Source organism: Clostridium porci, from assembly GCF_009696375.1.
Classification (GTDB): domain Bacteria; phylum Bacillota; class Clostridia; order Lachnospirales; family Lachnospiraceae; genus Enterocloster; species Enterocloster porci.
This window is the reverse complement of sequence record NZ_VUMD01000007.1, coordinates 160,723-178,314: the sequence shown is the minus strand read 5'-3', so window position 1 is coordinate 178,314 and position 17,592 is coordinate 160,723. Positions and strand designations below refer to the sequence as shown.

Here is a 17,592-nt window from a genome sequence, read left to right as displayed (position 1 = left end):
GCATCAGCCGGGGCTGATCAAATGGGAGTAATGAAGCGATGAACGAAAAGCAGTGCTATGAAATCGGAGACGTTGTCAAATTAAAAAAGCCTCATCCCTGCGGAAGCAGCGAATGGGAAATCCTTCGCGTGGGGGCAGACTTCCGGCTGAAATGTACAGGCTGCGGCCATCAGATTATGGTTTCGCGAAAGTTGGTGGAGAAGAATGCTAGGGGATTGAGGAAGAAGGGAATTTAAGGACAAATAATAATCAAAAATCCCTTGCATTTGTCCGGTTTCTTTGGTAGAATAATAATTCGTGACATATTAAATCCTTGCTCCTGTCACTGAAAGCGGGGGCCAGAGACCACAAGGAGGTAAAACAAGATGAACAAGTACGAATTAACCGTTGTTCTGAATGTGAAGCTTGACGACGAGCAGCGCGCGGCAGCGCTCGAAAAGGTAAAGGGTTATATCACCCGTTTCGGCGGAACCGTAACCAACGTAGATGAGTGGGGGAAGAAAAGACTTGCATATGAGATACAGAAGATGCATGAAGCCTTCTACTACTTTATCCAGTTCGAGTCTGATTCCGTGTGTCCGAACGAAGTAGAGGCGCACATTCGTATTATGGAACCAGTTATCAGATACTTATGCGTGAAGCTAGAAGCATAAGAGATGCCCAGCCCCTTAAGCGGGGATGAAAAGGAAGAGTGACCGTATGAACAGAGTTATCTTAATGGGAAGATTGACAAGAGACCCGGAAGTCAGATATTCACAGGGAGAGCGTTCCATGGCCATTGCCAGGTATACCCTTGCAGTGGACAGAAGAGGCCGCAGAGGCCAGGAGGGTTCTATGGAACAGCAGGCTGACTTTATTACCTGTGTTGCATTTGACCGCGCGGCTGAATTTGCGGAGAAATATTTCCGCCAGGGTATGCGTGTCCTTGTGTCCGGGAGAATTCAGACAGGTAGCTATGTAAATAAAGAAGGTCAGAAAGTATACACCACCGAGGTCATCCTGGATGATCAGGAATTCGCAGACAGTAAGGGCGCAGCATCTGATATGGGCGGCTACGGACAGTCAGCCCCCTCTCAGAGACCGGCTCCTACCAGTGCGATTGGTGATGGGTTTATGAACATTCCGGACGGAGTGGAGGACGAAGGGCTTCCATTCAATTAGGATGTTCCGTGGTTGAATAATAAAGGAGGACAACACCAATGGCATTTAATAAAACAGATAGACCAGATGGCGCTAAGATGAGAAGACCGGGCGGAATCCGCAGAAGAAAAAAGGTTTGCGTATTCTGCGGCGATAAAAACGGCGTGATCGACTACAAGGATGTAAACAAGTTAAAGCGATACGTATCCGAGAGAGGCAAGATCCTTCCCCGCCGTATCACAGGCAACTGCGCAAAGCATCAGAGAGCTTTAACAGTAGCCATCAAGCGGGCGCGCCACATTGCCCTGATGCCTTATACAATGGAGTAAGCCTTTGCTTTATAAAGGCTGGCGTGTAGAAAGAGGCAGTTTTACTCAAACGGTACTGAAACAGGAATCCCTTCGCATGCTGGATGCGGGGGGATTTTTCAATAGGGGAGAACGCAGTGCATTCTTGTTATTCAGGCCAAGGTATGATACAATTAACCATTATGTCCAAGGAGAGAGAACCAATGGAAAGAGGAAGCTTATACTGTGTAAGTACGGGCCCGGGGGATCCCATGCTTATGACATTAAAGGCCGTACAGGTGACGGAGCAGTGTCCCGTAGTGGCTCTTTCTGTGGACTTTACAAGGCGTGATAAAAGCTGTGGAAAGAAGGATACAAAGAGTCTTAGGGAGAACTGCGCAGCTTATCAGATAGCGGCGCCCGTTGTGAAGGGAATAGAGGGCAAGGAGCATCTGTTTTTGTCTATGCCTATGACAAAGGATAAGGAGGTTCTGTCTGCAAGTCACAGACAGGCTGCAGACCGCATTATAGAGTATCTGAGTCAGGGAATATCCGTGGCCTGGCTGACCCTTGGAGATACCACCATTTATGCCAGTTCTCTGTATGCGGCGAGGCTGGTAAAGGAAGGGGGCTATCAGGTTGAGCTTATCAGCGGTGTCCCTTCCTTCTGCGCGGCGGCAGCCAGACTGGGGGAGCCTCTGGTCAGCGGTTCCCAACAGCTGCATATCCTCCCTTCCTCTTACCGGATAGAGGAGGCTCTGGCTTGCCCTGGCACAAAGGTTCTGATGAAGGCAGGTAGCCGCCTTTCGCAGGTGAAAAAGCTTTTGACGGAACAGGGCTTTGAAGCGAAGGGGGTGCAGCGCTGTGGAATGAAGGGGGAGAAGGTGTACCCTTCAGCGGCGGAATTAGACGAAGAAGCTGGATATTATACCCTCTTAATTGTAAAAGAAAGAGATTGACATTTATGTTGTCAATATCCGATTCGCAGGCAAAGGAACTGGTCATCAAGAGGACGGAAGATTGTCCTGTTTATACTACCGTTGATAATGAGGAGGAGAAGGAATGAAAAAGAGAAAGCAAATGGTAAAACGGCTTCTGTCAAGGGCCCTGCCTGCAATGATAGCATTATCGCTGGCAGGCTGCGGGGGCAGAACAGCTAAAACAGCAGGTGCTTCTGTTAAGGAGCAGGCGGAGGCCGGAGCTTTAGGAAATAAAATTGTCAACATCGGCGTGACCAGTTCGCTGAACACTCTGAATCCTTTGCTTATGGATGGAGTGGAAATAAACAAATATGCTACTGGCCTGATGTTTCTGCCTCTTATAGAGCTGGACAAGGACATGAATTTTGAACCCATGCTGGCAGATTCCATTCAGGCTGAGGACGAAAGGAATTTCCTGGTGCACATCGACGACAGGGCCAGCTGGTCGGACGGCACTCCTGTTACAGCGGATGACGTGGTGTATACGGCTCTCCGCTTGTGCAGTCCTGTGGTAGCCAATACCGCTATGATGTACTATGTATTTGAAGGAGTGGGAGACGACGGATTTGTAGAGGCCGGCGCTGATCATATAAGCGGCATTACAAAGGTGGATAATAAGACCGTACGCTTTACAACAAAAGCCCCTATGTCTCTGATCACCTTTCAGAACTCCTACGCCCGTTACCTGATGACACTGCCCAAGCATGTAATTGAGAATATCAGCGAGGAGGAGCTTACATCCAATCCATGGTTTAATAGGCCGGATGTTGTGAGCGGCCCTTACCAGGTTACGGAGTTTGACCGGGATCACTTTGTGTCCTATGAGGCTAACAGAAACTACTGGAGAGGCGCGCCCAGGATTGACCGGCTTAACATCAAAATCGTAGAAGGCAGCCAGTTATATGCGGGCCTTAAATCAGGAGAGATTGATATTACTCAAAATACCATGAGCGCCATTCCGTTGGAAGATTATGAAAGCATCCAGTCTCTGGAGCATGTAAGGACCTCCTTTGGGGCGCCTATTACCAATCTTTCTGTGTTTGTTAAGACAGAGCATATTACTGACCCCAGGGTGCGGCAGGCTATGGTATACGCCATTGACAGACAGCAGCTGCTGCAGCAGCTGTTAAAGGGCAGCGGCGAGGTGGTAGATGGATTTCTGTCCTCAGCCAGTCCTTATTTTGACCCTTCCCTCCAGCCCCTTCCATACGCTCCTGAGAAGGCGAAAGCTCTGATTGCAGAAAGCGGGTGGGACACCAGCCGCACCATTAAATTCTGCATTGATTCCGGAGACAGCGCCTTTGTAAATGCGGCCTCTGTGATTGCGGCTCAGTGGGCGGCAGCGGGAATTAAGGCGGATATCCAGACGATGGATATTAATACTCTTATGAGCAGGGCGGGCTCAGGAGATTTCGATGTTCTGGCTGTTCAATACACATATCCTCCGGTAGATCCATATGCGGATATGGCCTGGCTGTTAGGCGGAGAGGGAAGCTGGACCGGCTACGAAAGCCAGGAGGTCAGGGATGCTCTGGCTAAGGTACAGCTCTCTGCAGACAGGGAGGAGCTGAGAAAGCTGTATTCTGTGGTGGACAGGAGGGTACAGGAGGACGTTCCTATGTTTTCAGCCTATGTAATAAAGAGTCTTGCGGCTGTGAATAAACGTCTTACAGGGGCAGAGCCAAGCGTATACGGCTTCTTTAATCATGTGGAGCAGTGGGATATGGCCCAGTAAATACAGCCTGATCTAAACGGAAAAATAAAAACTGCGCAGCCAAATCCCGGAGGGCAAATGCTCTCTGGGAATCCTTGTATATACAGGATTTAGAAGAAATGGGGGAACATATGTCGCATATCCTAGACGTAAAGGGACTGGAGGTCACCTTTACCGGTGACGGAGGAAAAAGTATAAGTGTGGAGGATGTGAGCTTTCATGTAGATCCGGGAGAGGTGGTTTGCATCGTAGGGGAGTCAGGCTGCGGTAAAAGCGTCACCTCTCTGTCTATTATGGGACTTTTGGGCCGGGGAGGTTCAGTCACAAAAGGGAGAGTCCTGTTTGAAGGCAGGGATCTTCTGTCAATGACGGAAAAGGAGCTGGATCAAATAAGGGGCGATCGGCTTACAATGATATTTCAGGACCCTTTAAGCTCTTTGAATCCTGTCTTTACCATTGGAAGTCAGATGCAGGAAAGCATCCGCGTTCATATGGGGCTTTCCAGACAGGAGGCCCGGAAAAGAGCTGCGGAGCTTCTCAGAAAGGCAGGCCTTTCTGATGCTTCTGCTGTTATGAAGAAGTACCCTCATCTGCTTTCGGGCGGCATGCGTCAGAGAGTGATGATTGCCATGGCGCTGTCCTGCCACCCCTCCCTTCTGGTGGCAGATGAACCTACTACCGCCTTGGATGTAACCATTCAGGCTCAGATCATGGAGCTGCTGCTGGAGCTTAGAAGAGAGGTGGGGATGGCGGTGCTGCTCATCACCCACGACATGGGTCTTGTAGCTCAGATGGCGGATCGGGTTCTGGTGATGTACGCAGGCCAGCTGATAGAGCAAGCCTCTGTATTGGAGATTTTTGATCACCCCTCTCATCCCTATACCAAGGCTTTGCTGGGGGCTGTTCCCGGAATCGGTGATGACAGGGAGCGGGTGCTGTCGTCTATCCAGGGAATGGCGCCGGAGCGATATGATAAAATAAAGGGCTGCCGGTTTGCGGGCCGCTGTCCCTTTTGCCGGGAGGTCTGTAGGGCTCCCCAGCCTGAGATGGAACTGGGGCCTGAACATAAGGTCCGCTGCTGCAGGGCAAAGGAGGTGGAGCTGAATGGATAAAGTCTTAGAAATGCCGCTTCTTAAGGTGGAGCGCTTGAAAAAGCATTATGTTGTTAAAAAAGGAATATTGGGAAGAAAAAGAGGCCGGGTGGCTGCTGTGGACGGCGTAACCTTTCAGCTTTACAGGGGAGAAACCTTGGGACTGGTAGGAGAATCCGGCTGCGGTAAGTCCACCCTTGGCCGTCAGATTGTAGGACTGGAGCGCCCCACAGCAGGCCGGGTGCTGTATGAGGGAATGGACTTTACTGCGATGTCCTCCACTGCCAGGAGGCCGATCCGCACCCAGATTCAGATGGTTTTTCAGGATTCCTATTCCTCTTTAAACCCAAGAAAGCATATATTTGAAATCCTTTCAGAGCCCATGCTATACCACAAGCTGGCAGACAGGCATACAGCCAGTCAAAAGGTGAAGAGACTTTTGGATATGGTGGGCCTTCCCTATGCCGCCATGGGGCGATACCCACATGAGCTTTCTGGAGGTCAGAGGCAGAGGATCGGAATTGCAAGAGCATTGTCCCTGAATCCCAGCCTGTTGGTTTGCGACGAGCCTGTAAGCGCTCTGGACGTGTCTGTCCAGGCTCAGATATTAAACCTGCTCCGATCCCTTCAAAAGGAGCTGGATCTGACCTGTATTTTCATAGGCCACGGCCTGGGAGCAGTCAACTATGTAAGCCACCGAATTGCAGTCATGTATTTGGGTAAGATCGTAGAACTGGCAGACAATCGAGAGCTTTTTGAGAATCCGTTGCATCCGTATTCCAAGGCTTTGGTTGCTGCGGTTCCTGTGGCAGAACCAAGAGCGGTAAGAAGGAGAAGCAGCAAGGCTCTGGAGGGGGAGGCCCAGTTCATAAGCGGCAGCAGCCAGGGCTGCCTCTTTTATCCCAGATGCTCTTACCGCAGGCAAGCCTGCCTCCAGGCAGACATGGAGTTAAAGCCAGCTGAGCCGGGAAGCCGGCATCTGACGGCCTGTATCCGTTATAAAGAGCTTCAGGGAGGGGAAGGATGATATGGTAAAGTATATAATAAAACGGCTTCTCATAGCCATTCCGACCCTTATTGGCATTACCATTATCGACTATGCCATTATGTGCTTTGCAGGAAGCCCTCTTGAGATGCTCCAGGGAGCCAGAATCTCCCAGGCTGCCGTAGCGGCCAAGGAGGCTGCCATGGGTCTGGATAAGCCCTTTTACATCCAGTATTTTATATGGCTGGGTCAGCTGTTCCAGGGAAATATGGGTTATTCCATCAAATCCTACCAGGCGGTTAGCGGTATGATAGGAAGCCATATTGGCCCTACCCTCCTGCTTATGGGAGTATCTCTGATTATAAGCCTGCTGATGTCTGTTCCTGCAGGAATCTACAGCGCTATCCACCAGTATTCCAAGGGGGATTATGCGGTGGTAACGGCCTCCTTTTTTGGAAGCAGTATACCCGGCTTTTTTCTGTCCCTGCTGCTGGTGTATCTATTTACCGTCAATTTAGGGTGGCTGCCCTCAGGAGGCATGACGACGCTTGGAACCTCAGGAGGGGCGGCGGATGTGGCAGCTCACATGGTGATGCCTGTGTTGGTACTGTCTGTATCCATGGCGGGAGCCAATATTCGTTACATCCGCAGCGCCATGCTGGAAATTCTCCAGGCGGACTACCTTCGTACAGCCCGGGCCAAAGGCATTGGCAGCCGGAGGGTTATTTACAGGCATGCACTTAAAAATGCCCTAGTGCCCATTGTGACTGTAATCGGAATGCAGATTCCAACGCTGTTTGGCGGAGCTGTGATCGTGGAGCAGCTTTTTTCCTGGCCGGGACTGGGGCTTTTGACCATGAGCGCTATTTTAAACAGGGATTATCCGGTGATTATGGGCGTCTGCCTGCTGTCTGCCGTTGTAGTGCTTCTGGCAAATCTGGTGACTGATATATTCTATGCTATCATAAATCCAGCCATCGAGTTCCAATAGAAAGCGTGGGGAGCTTCGCCCATATGCCGGCAGGCAGACCCGGCCCAGAGGAGTAAAATTTACAATGAAAATAAAGAGAGAACTTTTGTATAAAAATACCATAGAAACGGAACGCTATTGTCAGACGGTATGGCGCAGGTTTTGCCGCCATCGTCTGGCTCTGGCGGGACTGGGGGCGCTGGCTGTTATCTGTCTGGCCTCCCTTTTAGCTCCGCTTATCGCACCCTACGATCCGGAGGAGATTGTGGGGCCCTTCGGCGCGGCCCCAAGCCTCAAGTTCCTGCTGGGAACGGATCAGATAGGCCGGGATATGTTAAGCCGGCTCCTCTATGCCACCCGCGTCTCTCTGATGGTAGGTGCACTATCGACCCTGATCTCCACAGCAATCGGAGTGGTTCTGGGATTGATGGGCGGCTACTTCGGAGGGTGGCTGGATATAGCCATCATGCGGTTTACAGATATGGTCATGTCATTTCCTTATATCCTTCTGGTTTTGGTGGCGGCGGCAATTTTTGAGCCTGGACTTTGGAGTATCATTCTGATACTTGGACTTGTAGACTGGCCAGGCATTGCCCGTCTGGTTAGGGGGAATGTTTTAAGCCTGAGAGAGACAAATTTTGTAAAGAGCAGCATTGTGGCGGGCATGCCGTCCAGGTATATTCTTTTTTCTGAGATCCTGCCTAATACGGTTGCGCCCATCCTGGTGTATGCCACTTCCGTTATGGCGCTTTCCATGCTGGACGAGGCTTCCTTAAGCTTCCTGGGTATGGGAGTGCAGCCGCCTGCGGCCAGCCTGGGTAACATGCTGGGCAGCGCCCAGTCCCTGACTATCCTCACCAGGCAGCCCTGGCTGTGGATTCCTCCGGGGCTCTTGATTGTAGTGCTTGTGGTGGCTATCAACTTTGTGGGGGACGCTTTGAGAGATGCGTTAGATCCTTCGTCAGTGATGAATGTGAATTCTCTTTCTGGGGAGGAGCAGAACGAATGTGAGTGAATAGTTATTCTAAGGCAGAAGTGGAGGAGCATTGTAAGCCCTCCGGCTGAGGGTGAAGGACGAGTTTGCTTTGGGGGCAGCCTCCAGATGGATATTCCTGTCTGTCCGGATTGACGGCCGAGGAAACGTAAATGGAAGGAGGTGACGGATTTGACCATCCATCAGATGGAGTGTTTTTTGGAAGCGGCCAGAACGTTGAACTTTACGGAGGCAGCCAGACGGCTTTATATTTCCCAGCAGGGGTTAAGCCGCCAGATCGCTTCCCTAGAAAAGGAGCTGGAGCTGCGCCTTTTTGACAGAACCACAAGAGATGTGCGCCTTACCAGAAGCGGAGAGCTGCTTTTGTGGAGATGGAGGGATATCCCTAAGGAAATTCAAGCCTCCATCGATATGGCTAGGGAGGAAGGAGAGCGCTCCAAAAGCCGTATCAGTCTGGCTGTAGTGGGGATGAGCGGCATTGTTGAGATGGCCGGTAATCTTTTGGCTGACTATATGGCTCAGGACCCGGATACGGAATTTGATATCTTTGAATTTACAGATGTGAAGGATTTAAGCAGCCATAATGCGGATCTGGTAATGGCTGTAACCTTTATCCCCTCTTTTGAACAGATCGGAGAACAGTATGGGGCAACAAGTATTGCAAGGCTTCCCCTTTACTATGTTGTGTCCAGAAACAGCCCCCTGGCAGACAAGGAGGAGCTGACACTGAAGGATTTGAAAGGACAGACAATGCTGTGCCTTTTTAAAAACTTTTTTGCAGGTGCGGAAATGCGTCTGTTTGAATTTATTTCCAATGGGGAGAATATTCTTAACAAAGCGCGCTTCTTTGAGAATGTCAATAGTTTGGAGCTGGCATTGATCGCGGATGAAGGAATCCACATCGGCTTTAAGGAGTTTTATCACAACTATGGGAACCGCCTGAAAATGTATCCTCTTCCAAATTCTACCAATCAAGCTTATGCCAATGTAGTCGTGCTCTGGCATAAACAGAATGAAAATAGATTTGAAAATTTTATAAAATTTCTGAAAAATCTTTCTAATTAACAATTTCTGGTTGTTAATTGTCCGGTTTTTGGTGTTAGACAAAGAGGGGTCTTACTGTCTAAAATACTCTTGATTGTTAAAATGGTTGTTAAAAAGCAGCCGTTAATAAATTTATCATGTTGGGGAAAAGGCTGCCAAGGACAGCAGCTCCTTTCCCTTGTTTTATTCTTTTTACGTCATACTGTTTCTCAAGAATAATAAAGGTTATGAAAGGAAAGAGGAAAATGAGAAAGATGAAGGTGCGCATAATCTGGGGAGTCATTATAGTTGCCTTTGCGGCGCTATTGATTTTCCGCATGACCAGAAAGGGAGAGCCTGTGGCAGTGACGCCGGCTCCGGTAGTAACAGCAGAGAACCCCCATATGGGAAATATTGAGCTGACTACGAACCTGATCGGCACCATTGAGCCTGCGGATATTGTGTATATATATCCAAAGGCAGGCGGAGATGTAACCGCAGTTAACGTAAAGGCGGGCGATGTTGTTTCAGCCGGTCAGGTGCTTCTTGAAATTGATACAAAGCAGGTGGCAAGCGCTAAAAACGCGATGGACACAGCCAGGGTCGCCTGGGATGACGCCAGATCCACATTGGACCGTATGGCGCCCCTTCACGCCTCCGGATTTGTATCGGATAAGGAGTTTGAAGGCTATCAAACGAATGCGGAGGCTAAGCGCCTTCAGTATGAGGCTGCTAAGATTGGATATGACAATCAAATGGAATTCAGCCATGTAACCTCTCCTATAAGCGGCCGCGTAGAGCAGTTTAACGTAGAGGTTCATGATACGGTCGGTTCCTCCATGCAGCTTTGCGTGATTGCGGGGGACAGCGGCAACAACGTATCCTTTTATGTAACAGAGAAGGTGAAGAACAACCTGACACAGGGTACTCCTATTGTTGTAAGTAAAGAAGGAAAAGAGTATCCAGGCACAGTGATTGAAGTCAGCAGCATGGCGGAGGCTTCCGTAGGCCTGTTTAAGATTAAGGCGTCAGTGGAGGATAATGAGCAGATGGCTGCCGGAACCACCGTGGAGCTTAAGGTTCCCTCTGCATCTGAGAAAAATGTAATGCTCATTCCTACCCAATGCGTATATTACAAGGGAGGTGACGCCTACGTCTACACCTATGACCTGGGAATCATTCATGAGGTTCCTGTGGAGGTAGGAATTTTTGATAAGGATTATATTATTGTAACCTCAGGTCTTACCCTGGAGGATCAGATTCTTACCACCTGGACCTCTGAGCTAAAGGAGGGAACCAAGGTAACTTTGGAGGGTGAGGCTCCAGTTACGGTGAGCAAAGATGATGAAGCGTTGAAAACCTCCATGACAGAAGAATCTCAGGGAGCAGAAGCTGAAAGTCCCGCTGCAGACCAGAGTCAGGCACAGTAGAAGGAGGCAGGAAAATGGGCTTAACGAAACTTGTCTTAAAACGACCAGTCAGCACGGTGCTTGCCATCCTCTGCCTGGTTGTGTTTGGACTATCCTCAGTGATGAAATCACCTTTGGAGCTAATGCCGGACATGAACATGTCTATGATGATTGTAATGACCGTATATCCCGGAGCCAGCCCTGACGATGTCAGTGAACTGGTAACGAAACCGATTGAGGATAGAGCCAGTACCTTAAGCGGTTTGGATACCATCTCCTCCACATCCCGGGAGAATATGTCCATCGTTACGCTGCAGTATAAGTACGGCTATGATATGAACGAAGCGTATGATGATTTGAAGAAGCAGATAGACCTGGTGAAAACCGAGATACCGGATGATGCGGAGGAACCCATCATGCTGGAGCTGAATACCAGCATGAAGCCCAATATCATCCTTGCGGTTAATCATGGTGAGGATGAGGATCTTTATAATTATGTTAACAATACCCTGGCGCCTGAGTTTGAGAAGCTGCCCAGCGCGGCAGAGGTTTCCGTAACAGGAGGCGCCCAGAAATACATAAAAATAGAGCTGCTGCCTGAAAAGCTGAAGCAATACGGCGTGTCCATGAGCTCCATTTCCAATGATATTGCAGGCGCGGATATTACCTATCCTGCCGGCGATACACGAGTAGGAGACCAAAAGCTGTCCGTATCGACAGAGCAGCCCTTCGGCGAACTGGAAAGCCTGAAGGATATTCCCCTTTCCATACCGGGAAATCGCACCGTGTATCTGAGTGATGTTGCAAATGTGTACTTGGGAGCAGATGATCCGGAAAGCATCGCCCGTTATAAACCAGAGGACGGAGCAGCAGAGGATATGGTAGCTGTGACTATCAGCAAGCAGCAGGATGCCGCTTCCCTTACTCTTTCGAAAGATGTGCATAAGGTAATCGAAAAACTGACCAGTCAGGACCCAACCCTTTCCATTACAGTGGTAGATGATGATAAGGATTCTATTATGTCCTCTTTAACCTCTGTAATCCAGACTATGATTATGGCGGTTATCATTTCCATGATTATCATCTGGCTGTTTTTTGGAGATTTGAAGGCTTCACTGATTGTGGGAAGCTCTATCCCGGTATCCATCCTGTCTTCTCTTATATTGATGCAGCTTATGGGCTTTAGCCTGAACGTAATTACCCTGAGCGCGCTGGTGCTGGGGGTAGGTATGATGGTGGATAACTCCACGGTTGTACTGGAAAGCTGTTTCAGAGCGACCGATGGCACAGGCTTTAAGGAGTTTGCTAAGGCGGCGCTCACTGGAACCGGCGTTGTGTATCAGTCCGTCATCGGTTCTACTCTGACGACCTGCGTGGTGTTTTTGCCTTTGGCTATGCTGGGGGGCATGACAGGACAGATGTTTAAGCCCCTGGGCTTTACCATCGTATTCTGTATGACGGCTTCTCTGATATCCGCCATCACGGTCGTGCCGCTCTGCTACATGATTTATAAGCCGATTGAGAAGAAAACAGCTCCATTTTCAAGGCCTGTTGAGAAAATGCAGGATGCATACAGAAATATAATGAAAGGCTTTCTGAAAAAAAGAGCTGTCGTTATGCTTGCCTCCGTTGCGCTCTTGGCTCTTTCCTTCTTCCTTGCGACTCAGCTTAGATCAGAGATGATGGCAGAGGATGACCAGGGACAGATTTCCATAACTGCTCAGATGAAGCCGGGTATGGAAATTGAAAAGGTCGACGGTATCTTGAAGAAGATAGAAAACGTGATTGTCCAGTGCCCGGATGTGGAATCCTACATTACTCTGGCAGGAAGCTCAGGCCTAAGCATGAGCTCCGATCCTGGGATTACGGTTTATCTTAAGAAGGACCGTAAGATGGAGACGAAGGATGTAGTGAAGCAGTGGAAGAAGGAGCTAGGAGGAATACCGGATACCAATATCACAGTTGAGGAGTATTCTCAGGTCAGCGCTATGATGGGATCGGAAAACGACTATCAGGTAAACCTACAGAGTACCAACTATGATGACTTAAAGGCTGCCAGTGATAAGATAGCCGAGGCCTTAGGAGCACGGCCTGAGCTTACCAAGGTACATTCCAGCCTTGAAAATGCGGCTTCCGTAGTTAAAGTTACAGTTAATCCCATCAAAGCTAAGGCGGCCGGGCTGTCGCCTGCTCAGATAGGCTCGACACTTAACAATATGCTCAGCGGTATAACAGCGACTACGATGGAGATTGACGGTGAGGATGTGGATATTAAGGTTATCTATCCCAAGGATCGCTACAGAACCCTGGATCAGATCGAAACCATAACCCTTCAGACACCTGCCGGAAGCTCCGTAGCTCTTACAGATGTGGCGGAAATCCGTTTCGCGGACAGCCCTGCTTCTATTTCAAGGCAGGATAAGCAGTACAGGGCCACCATAAGCGGTGTTTATACTGAGAACTCAAACAAGAATACGAAGGCCCTGCTTCAGAAAGAGGTGGTATCTCCAAATGTATCCGGCAGTGTAACGGTTGCAAAAAGCAACATGGAGGAATCCATGGCAGAGGAGTTTACCGCGCTGTTCCAGGCCATCGCTCTGGCAGTGTTCTTGGTTTTTGTGGTAATGGCCGCTCAGTTTGAGTCGCCTAAGTTCTCCGTCATGGTTATGACTACCATTCCTTTTTGTCTTATCGGCGCCTTTGGACTGCTGTGGCTAGCAGACAGCGCCATCAGCATGACCTCCCTTCTGGGATTCCTTATGCTGGTTGGTACTGTTGTTAATAATGGTATTCTCTACGTGGATACGGTGAATCAATACAGACGGGAGATGGATTTGAATACAGCCCTTATTGAGGCAGGCGCTACGAGGCTCCGTCCAATCCTTATGACTACTCTGACTACGGTGGTATCCATGGTTCCTATGGCCATGGCCTTGGGAGACAGCGGCGCGACTACACAGGGTCTTGCTCTGGTAAACATCGGAGGACTTACGGCATCTACGATCCTGTCTCTGCTGATGCTTCCTGTATATTACAGCCTGATGAACGGCAGTGGGAAAAAGCGTGTAATTATAGCAGATTAAAGCGCATTAAAAAAATGTTAAAAGATTACTATTTTCAAATGTTGAAAAAAATGATATGATAAAACAAATATGGCTGCAGATGGACGAGGGAGCGCCTTTTGCCTGCAGCCTATTTGTAATGGAGGAGGATGTCGAAAAAATTGCTTTAAACAATCAGTAGACTTTTGAGGCATTCTTAATGCAGCGCATCATACAAAAAATAATATAGATAGCTGGAAACTTTCTGCAGCAAAGGAAAGTAGGCGGATGATTTTTTGTTGATGGGTTATAATTGATTCGTATTGTAAAAAATATCAGGAAAGATGTGGGAAAATGCAGAAAAGCTTGCATTTTTTAGTAAGGATGTATTTACCATAGTATTCTCGCAGGGTAATTGGCGTACACTAGCTACATATACCGGCAAGGACTATTTGCGGGATTTCTGATTTAGAAAGGGGGATATTGGATTGGCCCAGGAGACGATTGACGCCATTCGCAAGGCGGAGGCTGCGGCAGAAGCGGCAGAAAAAGCTGCGATGAAGGAGGCGGAAGAAATTGTAGCACAGGCAAGGGATCAGGCCGAGAAGTTGAAAGAAGATATGACCCGCAGGGCTACAGAAGCGGCTTCCCAAAGAGAAGAGGATGCCTGGAACCAGAGCGAAGCTATGATGCAGGCTGCCATAAGGGAAGAGGCATCGCAGCTAGAAGCGCTGCGAAGTCAGGCAGCTGGTAGACAAGAGCAGGCAGTGAAGCTGATTTTATCAGAGCTGCTGTAGTAGGAAGGGAGGCGCTTAAAAGTGGCAATCGTGCCTATGAAAAAAGTGCTGATTTGCGGCTTGAAGAAGGACCGGAAGGGTACTCTTGAGCTTCTGCAGCGCCAGGGAGCGCTGGAGATCAGCAATGTGCTGGAGGAAGATAATACATTCCGTAAAATGGATGTAACCTCTTCAAAAACCGTGTTTGAACGAAATGCTGTAATTGCGGAGCAGGCTCTTGCCGTGCTGGAACAGTATGCTCCCGAGAAGAAGAGCATCCTTTCATCCTTTGCAGGCAGGGAGCTCCTTACTGTGGATGAATACGAAAGCAATGCGGTAAATCACGAGGAGGCCATCAAAAAGGCCTGCCGCATACAGGATTATGCAAAACAGATTGGGGAATGCATGGCCCAGATACCAAAGCTGGAGCAGCAGCTGGAGGCATTGGCTCCCTGGAGCGCCTTTGATTTGCCGCTTGACTTTAAGGGAACCAAAAAGACAGCGGCGTTTATCGGTTCCATACAGGAGGAACTATCTCTGGAACAGATAACAGAGAAGCTTGGCGTATTGACAGGCCAGGTGGAAACTGTCGATATAACCATTGTCAGTGGAGGAAAGCAGCAGACCTGTCTTTTTGTTGTTTGCTCCAGAGCAGATGAGGAGGCTGTGGAGGGCGCTCTTAAAAAGCTGAGCTTTGTGAAACCGCCCCTTACCTCTATGGTGCCTGCCAGGCAGACTGTCCAGCTTAAGAAGGAGCTTGACAGAGTAAGGGCGGAGATTGAGGAGACCCAAAATAAAATAGCAGCCATGGCCCCGGATCGGAAAGCCCTTCGGTTTGTGGCGGATTATTACACTATGCGGGCTGAGAAATATGGAGTGTTAAGCGGCCTGGTTCAGTCCAGAAGCGTATTTTTGCTCACCGGCTATGTGCCTGAGGATAGGGCACGGAAGCTGGAGAAGCTTTTAAAGGAGCAATACGACAGCGTGGTGGAATTTGCCGATCCCGAAGAAATGGAGGACGTACCTGTGCTCCTTCACAATAATAAGTTTGTGGAGCCTGTAGAGGGGGTTATTGAAAGCTATAGCCTTCCAGGAAGGGGTGAGATGGATCCCTCTCCGGTTGTGGCAATGTTCTACTATGTACTGTTCGGTCTGATGCTTTCCGATGCAGCCTACGGACTGATTATGACAGGCGGCTGCGCTTATTGCCTGCTAAAGCTTAAGAACATGGAGCCGGGCTTTAGGAAAACCATCAAAATGTTTATGTTCTGTGGGATATCCACTGCCTTCTGGGGATTTATGTTCGGCAGCTTCTTTGGAGATGCGGTGAATGTAATCGCCACCACATTTTTCAACCGGCCGGATATACGGCTTGCGCCTATCTGGTTTGAGCCTGTGAGCCTGCCTATGAAGATGCTGGTGTTTGCTTTCCTGCTGGGAATTATCCATCTGTTTACAGGACTTGGCGTTAAACTCTATAGCTGCATAAAGAACGGACAGATCATGGACGGGATTTACGACGCGGTATTTTGGTATATGCTGGTAGGCGGAGGCATTGTGTATCTGTTGACTATGTCCATGTTTACGGAAATGCTGGGACTGAGCTTCACACTTCCCGCCTCTGCGGGAACAGCGGCAGCAGCAGTTGCCTTTATCGGACTGTTAGGAATTATACTGACCAGCGGAAGGGAATCCAGGAACTGGTTTAAGCGTTTGCTAAAGGGACTGTACGGCGCATACGGAGTTACCTCGTATCTTAGTGACATCCTGTCCTACTCCAGACTTCTGGCCCTGGGACTTGCGACCAGCGTTATTTCCACCGTATTTAATAAGATGGGAAGCATGGTAGGAAATTCCATTCCGGGAATCATTGTTTTCATTTTGGTTTTCATCATCGGACACAGCCTCAATCTGGCAATTAACGCCCTGGGAGCCTACGTCCATACAAATCGTTTGCAGTTTGTGGAGTTTTTTGGGAAGTTTTATGAAGGAGGCGGAAGGAAATTCGAACCCTTCGCTATCCACACAAAATATTATAGAGTTAAGGAGGACATTTAGTTATGGAGAATTTGGGAATTGTTTTAGCATTAACAGGAGCGGTGCTTGCGGCGCTTTTTGCAGGAATTGGTTCTGCTATCGGAGTTGGAATTGCAGGTGAGGCTGCTGCGGGAGTCGTTACGGAAGACCCAAATAAGTTCAGTAAGGTTCTGGTATTACAGCTGCTTCCTGGTACTCAGGGTATCTACGGTCTGCTCATTGGCTTTATCACTCTGACGCAGATTGGCATTATGGGCGGAGATTCCAATATTTCCCTGGCTAAAGGCTTCCTATACCTGGCTGCTTGCCTTCCTATGGCTTTTGTGGGTTGGTTTTCTGCTATCAAGCAGGGAAAAGCTGCGGTAGCCAGTATCGGCTTAGTGGCCAAAAAACCAGATCAGTTTGGTAAAGCCATGATTTTCCCGGCTATGGTTGAGACCTACGCTATTCTGGCTTTGCTTATTTCCATTCTTGCTATCTTTGGTATTGCAGGCGTTACCGTATAACAAAGCGAACCGAAGGAACTCAAGAAAGGAGAGCAGGCATGGCGGGATTAGATAAAATCATCGGCCAGATTGAAGAGGAATCCAAAGGGGCGGCAGCCCGCACCATAGAGGCTGCCAGGGCAGAGGCGGAAAAAATCCTTGAGATGGCCCGGAAAGAGGCAGAGGAAGAGTGCGGCCGCATTGAAAGGCGCTCAGACCAGGCTGTGGCTAATATCCTTGAAAGAGGAAGGTCAGCGGCAGAGCTGAAGAAGCGGGGAAGTCTTCTGGCTGAGAAGCAGAGGCTGATTGGGGAAACCATCGCCAGGGCCAAGGAAGAGCTTAAAAGCCTGGATGGAGAGGCCTATTTTGAGATGCTTTTAAAGCTGGCAGTCAAATCCGCACAGACCGGGGAAGGAGAGCTTCTATTCTCAGCTAAGGACTTAGCCCGGCTTCCGGAAGGGTTTGAAGAACAGATAAACGCTGCCTTAAAGGATAAGGGGGCAGTGCTGCACGTATCTGCGGGCTCCAGAGACATTGACGCCGGATTTGTGCTTACCTATGGCGGGATTGAGGAGAACTGCTCCTTCGACGCAATCTTTGATTCGGCCCGTGAGACATTACAGGATAAAGCGCAGGAGCTTCTATTTTCATGAACAAAGG

General features: G+C 49.2%; 17 protein-coding genes. All 17 read left to right on the top strand.

From position 1 onward, the window contains the following. The first annotated feature begins 38 nt into the window (after positions 1-38). The 17 genes from FYJ39_RS09915 to FYJ39_RS09835 all read left to right on the top strand — a co-directional run bounded on the left by FYJ39_RS09915 (position 39) and on the right by FYJ39_RS09835 (position 17,585). Positions 39-236: a DUF951 domain-containing protein gene (locus tag FYJ39_RS09915; protein WP_154472306.1), complete on the top strand. Its 198-nt coding sequence runs from the start codon at positions 39-41 to the stop codon at positions 234-236. 129 nt (positions 237-365) lie between these two features. Next, a complete protein-coding gene (gene rpsF / locus FYJ39_RS09910; RefSeq protein ID WP_154472305.1) occupies positions 366-653 on the top strand; it encodes a 30S ribosomal protein S6 in 288 nt (95 codons plus the stop codon). Between the two features lie 46 nt (positions 654-699). Further along, on the top strand, positions 700-1,161 hold the full coding sequence (locus tag FYJ39_RS09905; RefSeq protein WP_154472304.1) for a single-stranded DNA-binding protein: 462 nt from the start codon (positions 700-702) through the stop codon (positions 1,159-1,161). Positions 1,162-1,199: 38 nt separating this feature from the next. Next, positions 1,200-1,469 (top strand): 30S ribosomal protein S18, encoded by a 270-nt coding sequence (rpsR, locus tag FYJ39_RS09900; RefSeq protein WP_154472303.1) that lies wholly within the window; start codon positions 1,200-1,202, stop codon positions 1,467-1,469. A 182-nt stretch (positions 1,470-1,651) separates the two neighbouring features. Continuing rightward, on the top strand, positions 1,652-2,386 hold the full coding sequence (locus tag FYJ39_RS09895; RefSeq protein WP_154472302.1) for a precorrin-2 C(20)-methyltransferase: 735 nt from the start codon (positions 1,652-1,654) through the stop codon (positions 2,384-2,386). 103 nt (positions 2,387-2,489) lie between these two features. Beyond that, positions 2,490-4,142 (top strand): ABC transporter substrate-binding protein, encoded by a 1,653-nt coding sequence (locus FYJ39_RS09890; protein ID WP_154472301.1) that lies wholly within the window; start codon positions 2,490-2,492, stop codon positions 4,140-4,142. Positions 4,143-4,252: 110 nt separating this feature from the next. After that, positions 4,253-5,233, top strand: coding sequence for an ABC transporter ATP-binding protein (locus tag FYJ39_RS09885; protein ID WP_154472300.1), 981 nt, complete (start codon positions 4,253-4,255; stop codon positions 5,231-5,233). Continuing rightward, positions 5,226-6,239 carry an ABC transporter ATP-binding protein gene (locus FYJ39_RS09880; RefSeq protein WP_154472299.1) on the top strand — a complete coding sequence of 338 codons (1,014 nt, stop codon included), beginning with the start codon at positions 5,226-5,228 and terminating at the stop codon, positions 6,237-6,239. Before FYJ39_RS09885 ends, FYJ39_RS09880 begins: the two co-directional genes overlap by 8 nt. Position 6,240: 1 nt before the next feature. Beyond that, a complete protein-coding gene (locus FYJ39_RS09875) occupies positions 6,241-7,188 on the top strand; it encodes an ABC transporter permease (RefSeq protein ID WP_154472298.1) in 948 nt (315 codons plus the stop codon). 64 nt (positions 7,189-7,252) lie between these two features. Then, positions 7,253-8,182: an ABC transporter permease gene (locus FYJ39_RS09870; RefSeq protein ID WP_154472297.1), complete on the top strand. Its 930-nt coding sequence runs from the start codon at positions 7,253-7,255 to the stop codon at positions 8,180-8,182. Between the two features lie 150 nt (positions 8,183-8,332). Beyond that, positions 8,333-9,226, top strand: a complete 894-nt coding sequence (locus FYJ39_RS09865) for a LysR family transcriptional regulator (protein WP_154472296.1) — start codon at positions 8,333-8,335, stop codon at positions 9,224-9,226. Between the two features lie 224 nt (positions 9,227-9,450). Next, positions 9,451-10,614, top strand: a complete 1,164-nt coding sequence (locus tag FYJ39_RS09860) for an efflux RND transporter periplasmic adaptor subunit (protein WP_154472295.1) — start codon at positions 9,451-9,453, stop codon at positions 10,612-10,614. A gap of 14 nt (positions 10,615-10,628) precedes the next feature. Continuing rightward, the gene (locus FYJ39_RS09855; RefSeq protein WP_154472294.1) at positions 10,629-13,676 is read left to right on the top strand and encodes an efflux RND transporter permease subunit; all 3,048 of its coding nucleotides are present in this window, start codon (positions 10,629-10,631) and stop codon (positions 13,674-13,676) included. A gap of 446 nt (positions 13,677-14,122) precedes the next feature. Further along, positions 14,123-14,431, top strand: coding sequence for a hypothetical protein (locus tag FYJ39_RS09850; protein WP_154472293.1), 309 nt, complete (start codon positions 14,123-14,125; stop codon positions 14,429-14,431). Positions 14,432-14,452: 21 nt separating this feature from the next. Beyond that, positions 14,453-16,468 carry a V-type ATP synthase subunit I gene (locus tag FYJ39_RS09845; protein WP_328597539.1) on the top strand — a complete coding sequence of 672 codons (2,016 nt, stop codon included), beginning with the start codon at positions 14,453-14,455 and terminating at the stop codon, positions 16,466-16,468. A gap of 2 nt (positions 16,469-16,470) precedes the next feature. Continuing rightward, positions 16,471-16,953, top strand: a complete 483-nt coding sequence (locus FYJ39_RS09840; RefSeq protein WP_154472292.1) for a V-type ATP synthase subunit K — start codon at positions 16,471-16,473, stop codon at positions 16,951-16,953. Between the two features lie 38 nt (positions 16,954-16,991). Next, the gene (locus tag FYJ39_RS09835; protein ID WP_154472291.1) at positions 16,992-17,585 is read left to right on the top strand and encodes a V-type ATP synthase subunit E; all 594 of its coding nucleotides are present in this window, start codon (positions 16,992-16,994) and stop codon (positions 17,583-17,585) included. The last annotated feature ends 7 nt before the right edge of the window (positions 17,586-17,592 follow it).

Excerpts from the sequence above, each read along its gene's own strand:
- rpsR (WP_154472303.1), top strand. The coding sequence starts at position 1,200 with ATGGCATTTAATAAAACAGATAGACCAGATGGCGCTAAGATGAGAAGA.
- FYJ39_RS09855 (WP_154472294.1), top strand. The coding sequence starts at position 10,629 with ATGGGCTTAACGAAACTTGTCTTAAAACGACCAGTCAGCACGGTGCTT.
- rpsF (WP_154472305.1), top strand. The coding sequence starts at position 366 with ATGAACAAGTACGAATTAACCGTTGTTCTGAATGTGAAGCTTGACGAC.
- FYJ39_RS09870 (WP_154472297.1), top strand. The coding sequence starts at position 7,253 with ATGAAAATAAAGAGAGAACTTTTGTATAAAAATACCATAGAAACGGAA.
- FYJ39_RS09835 (WP_154472291.1), top strand. The coding sequence starts at position 16,992 with ATGGCGGGATTAGATAAAATCATCGGCCAGATTGAAGAGGAATCCAAA.
- FYJ39_RS09885 (WP_154472300.1), top strand. The coding sequence starts at position 4,253 with ATGTCGCATATCCTAGACGTAAAGGGACTGGAGGTCACCTTTACCGGT.
- FYJ39_RS09840 (WP_154472292.1), top strand. The coding sequence starts at position 16,471 with ATGGAGAATTTGGGAATTGTTTTAGCATTAACAGGAGCGGTGCTTGCG.
- FYJ39_RS09905 (WP_154472304.1), top strand. The coding sequence starts at position 700 with ATGAACAGAGTTATCTTAATGGGAAGATTGACAAGAGACCCGGAAGTC.
- FYJ39_RS09915 (WP_154472306.1), top strand. The coding sequence starts at position 39 with ATGAACGAAAAGCAGTGCTATGAAATCGGAGACGTTGTCAAATTAAAA.
- FYJ39_RS09875 (WP_154472298.1), top strand. The coding sequence starts at position 6,241 with ATGGTAAAGTATATAATAAAACGGCTTCTCATAGCCATTCCGACCCTT.
- FYJ39_RS09895 (WP_154472302.1), top strand. The coding sequence starts at position 1,652 with ATGGAAAGAGGAAGCTTATACTGTGTAAGTACGGGCCCGGGGGATCCC.
- FYJ39_RS09880 (WP_154472299.1), top strand. The coding sequence starts at position 5,226 with ATGGATAAAGTCTTAGAAATGCCGCTTCTTAAGGTGGAGCGCTTGAAA.
- FYJ39_RS09890 (WP_154472301.1), top strand. The coding sequence starts at position 2,490 with ATGAAAAAGAGAAAGCAAATGGTAAAACGGCTTCTGTCAAGGGCCCTG.
- FYJ39_RS09860 (WP_154472295.1), top strand. The coding sequence starts at position 9,451 with ATGAGAAAGATGAAGGTGCGCATAATCTGGGGAGTCATTATAGTTGCC.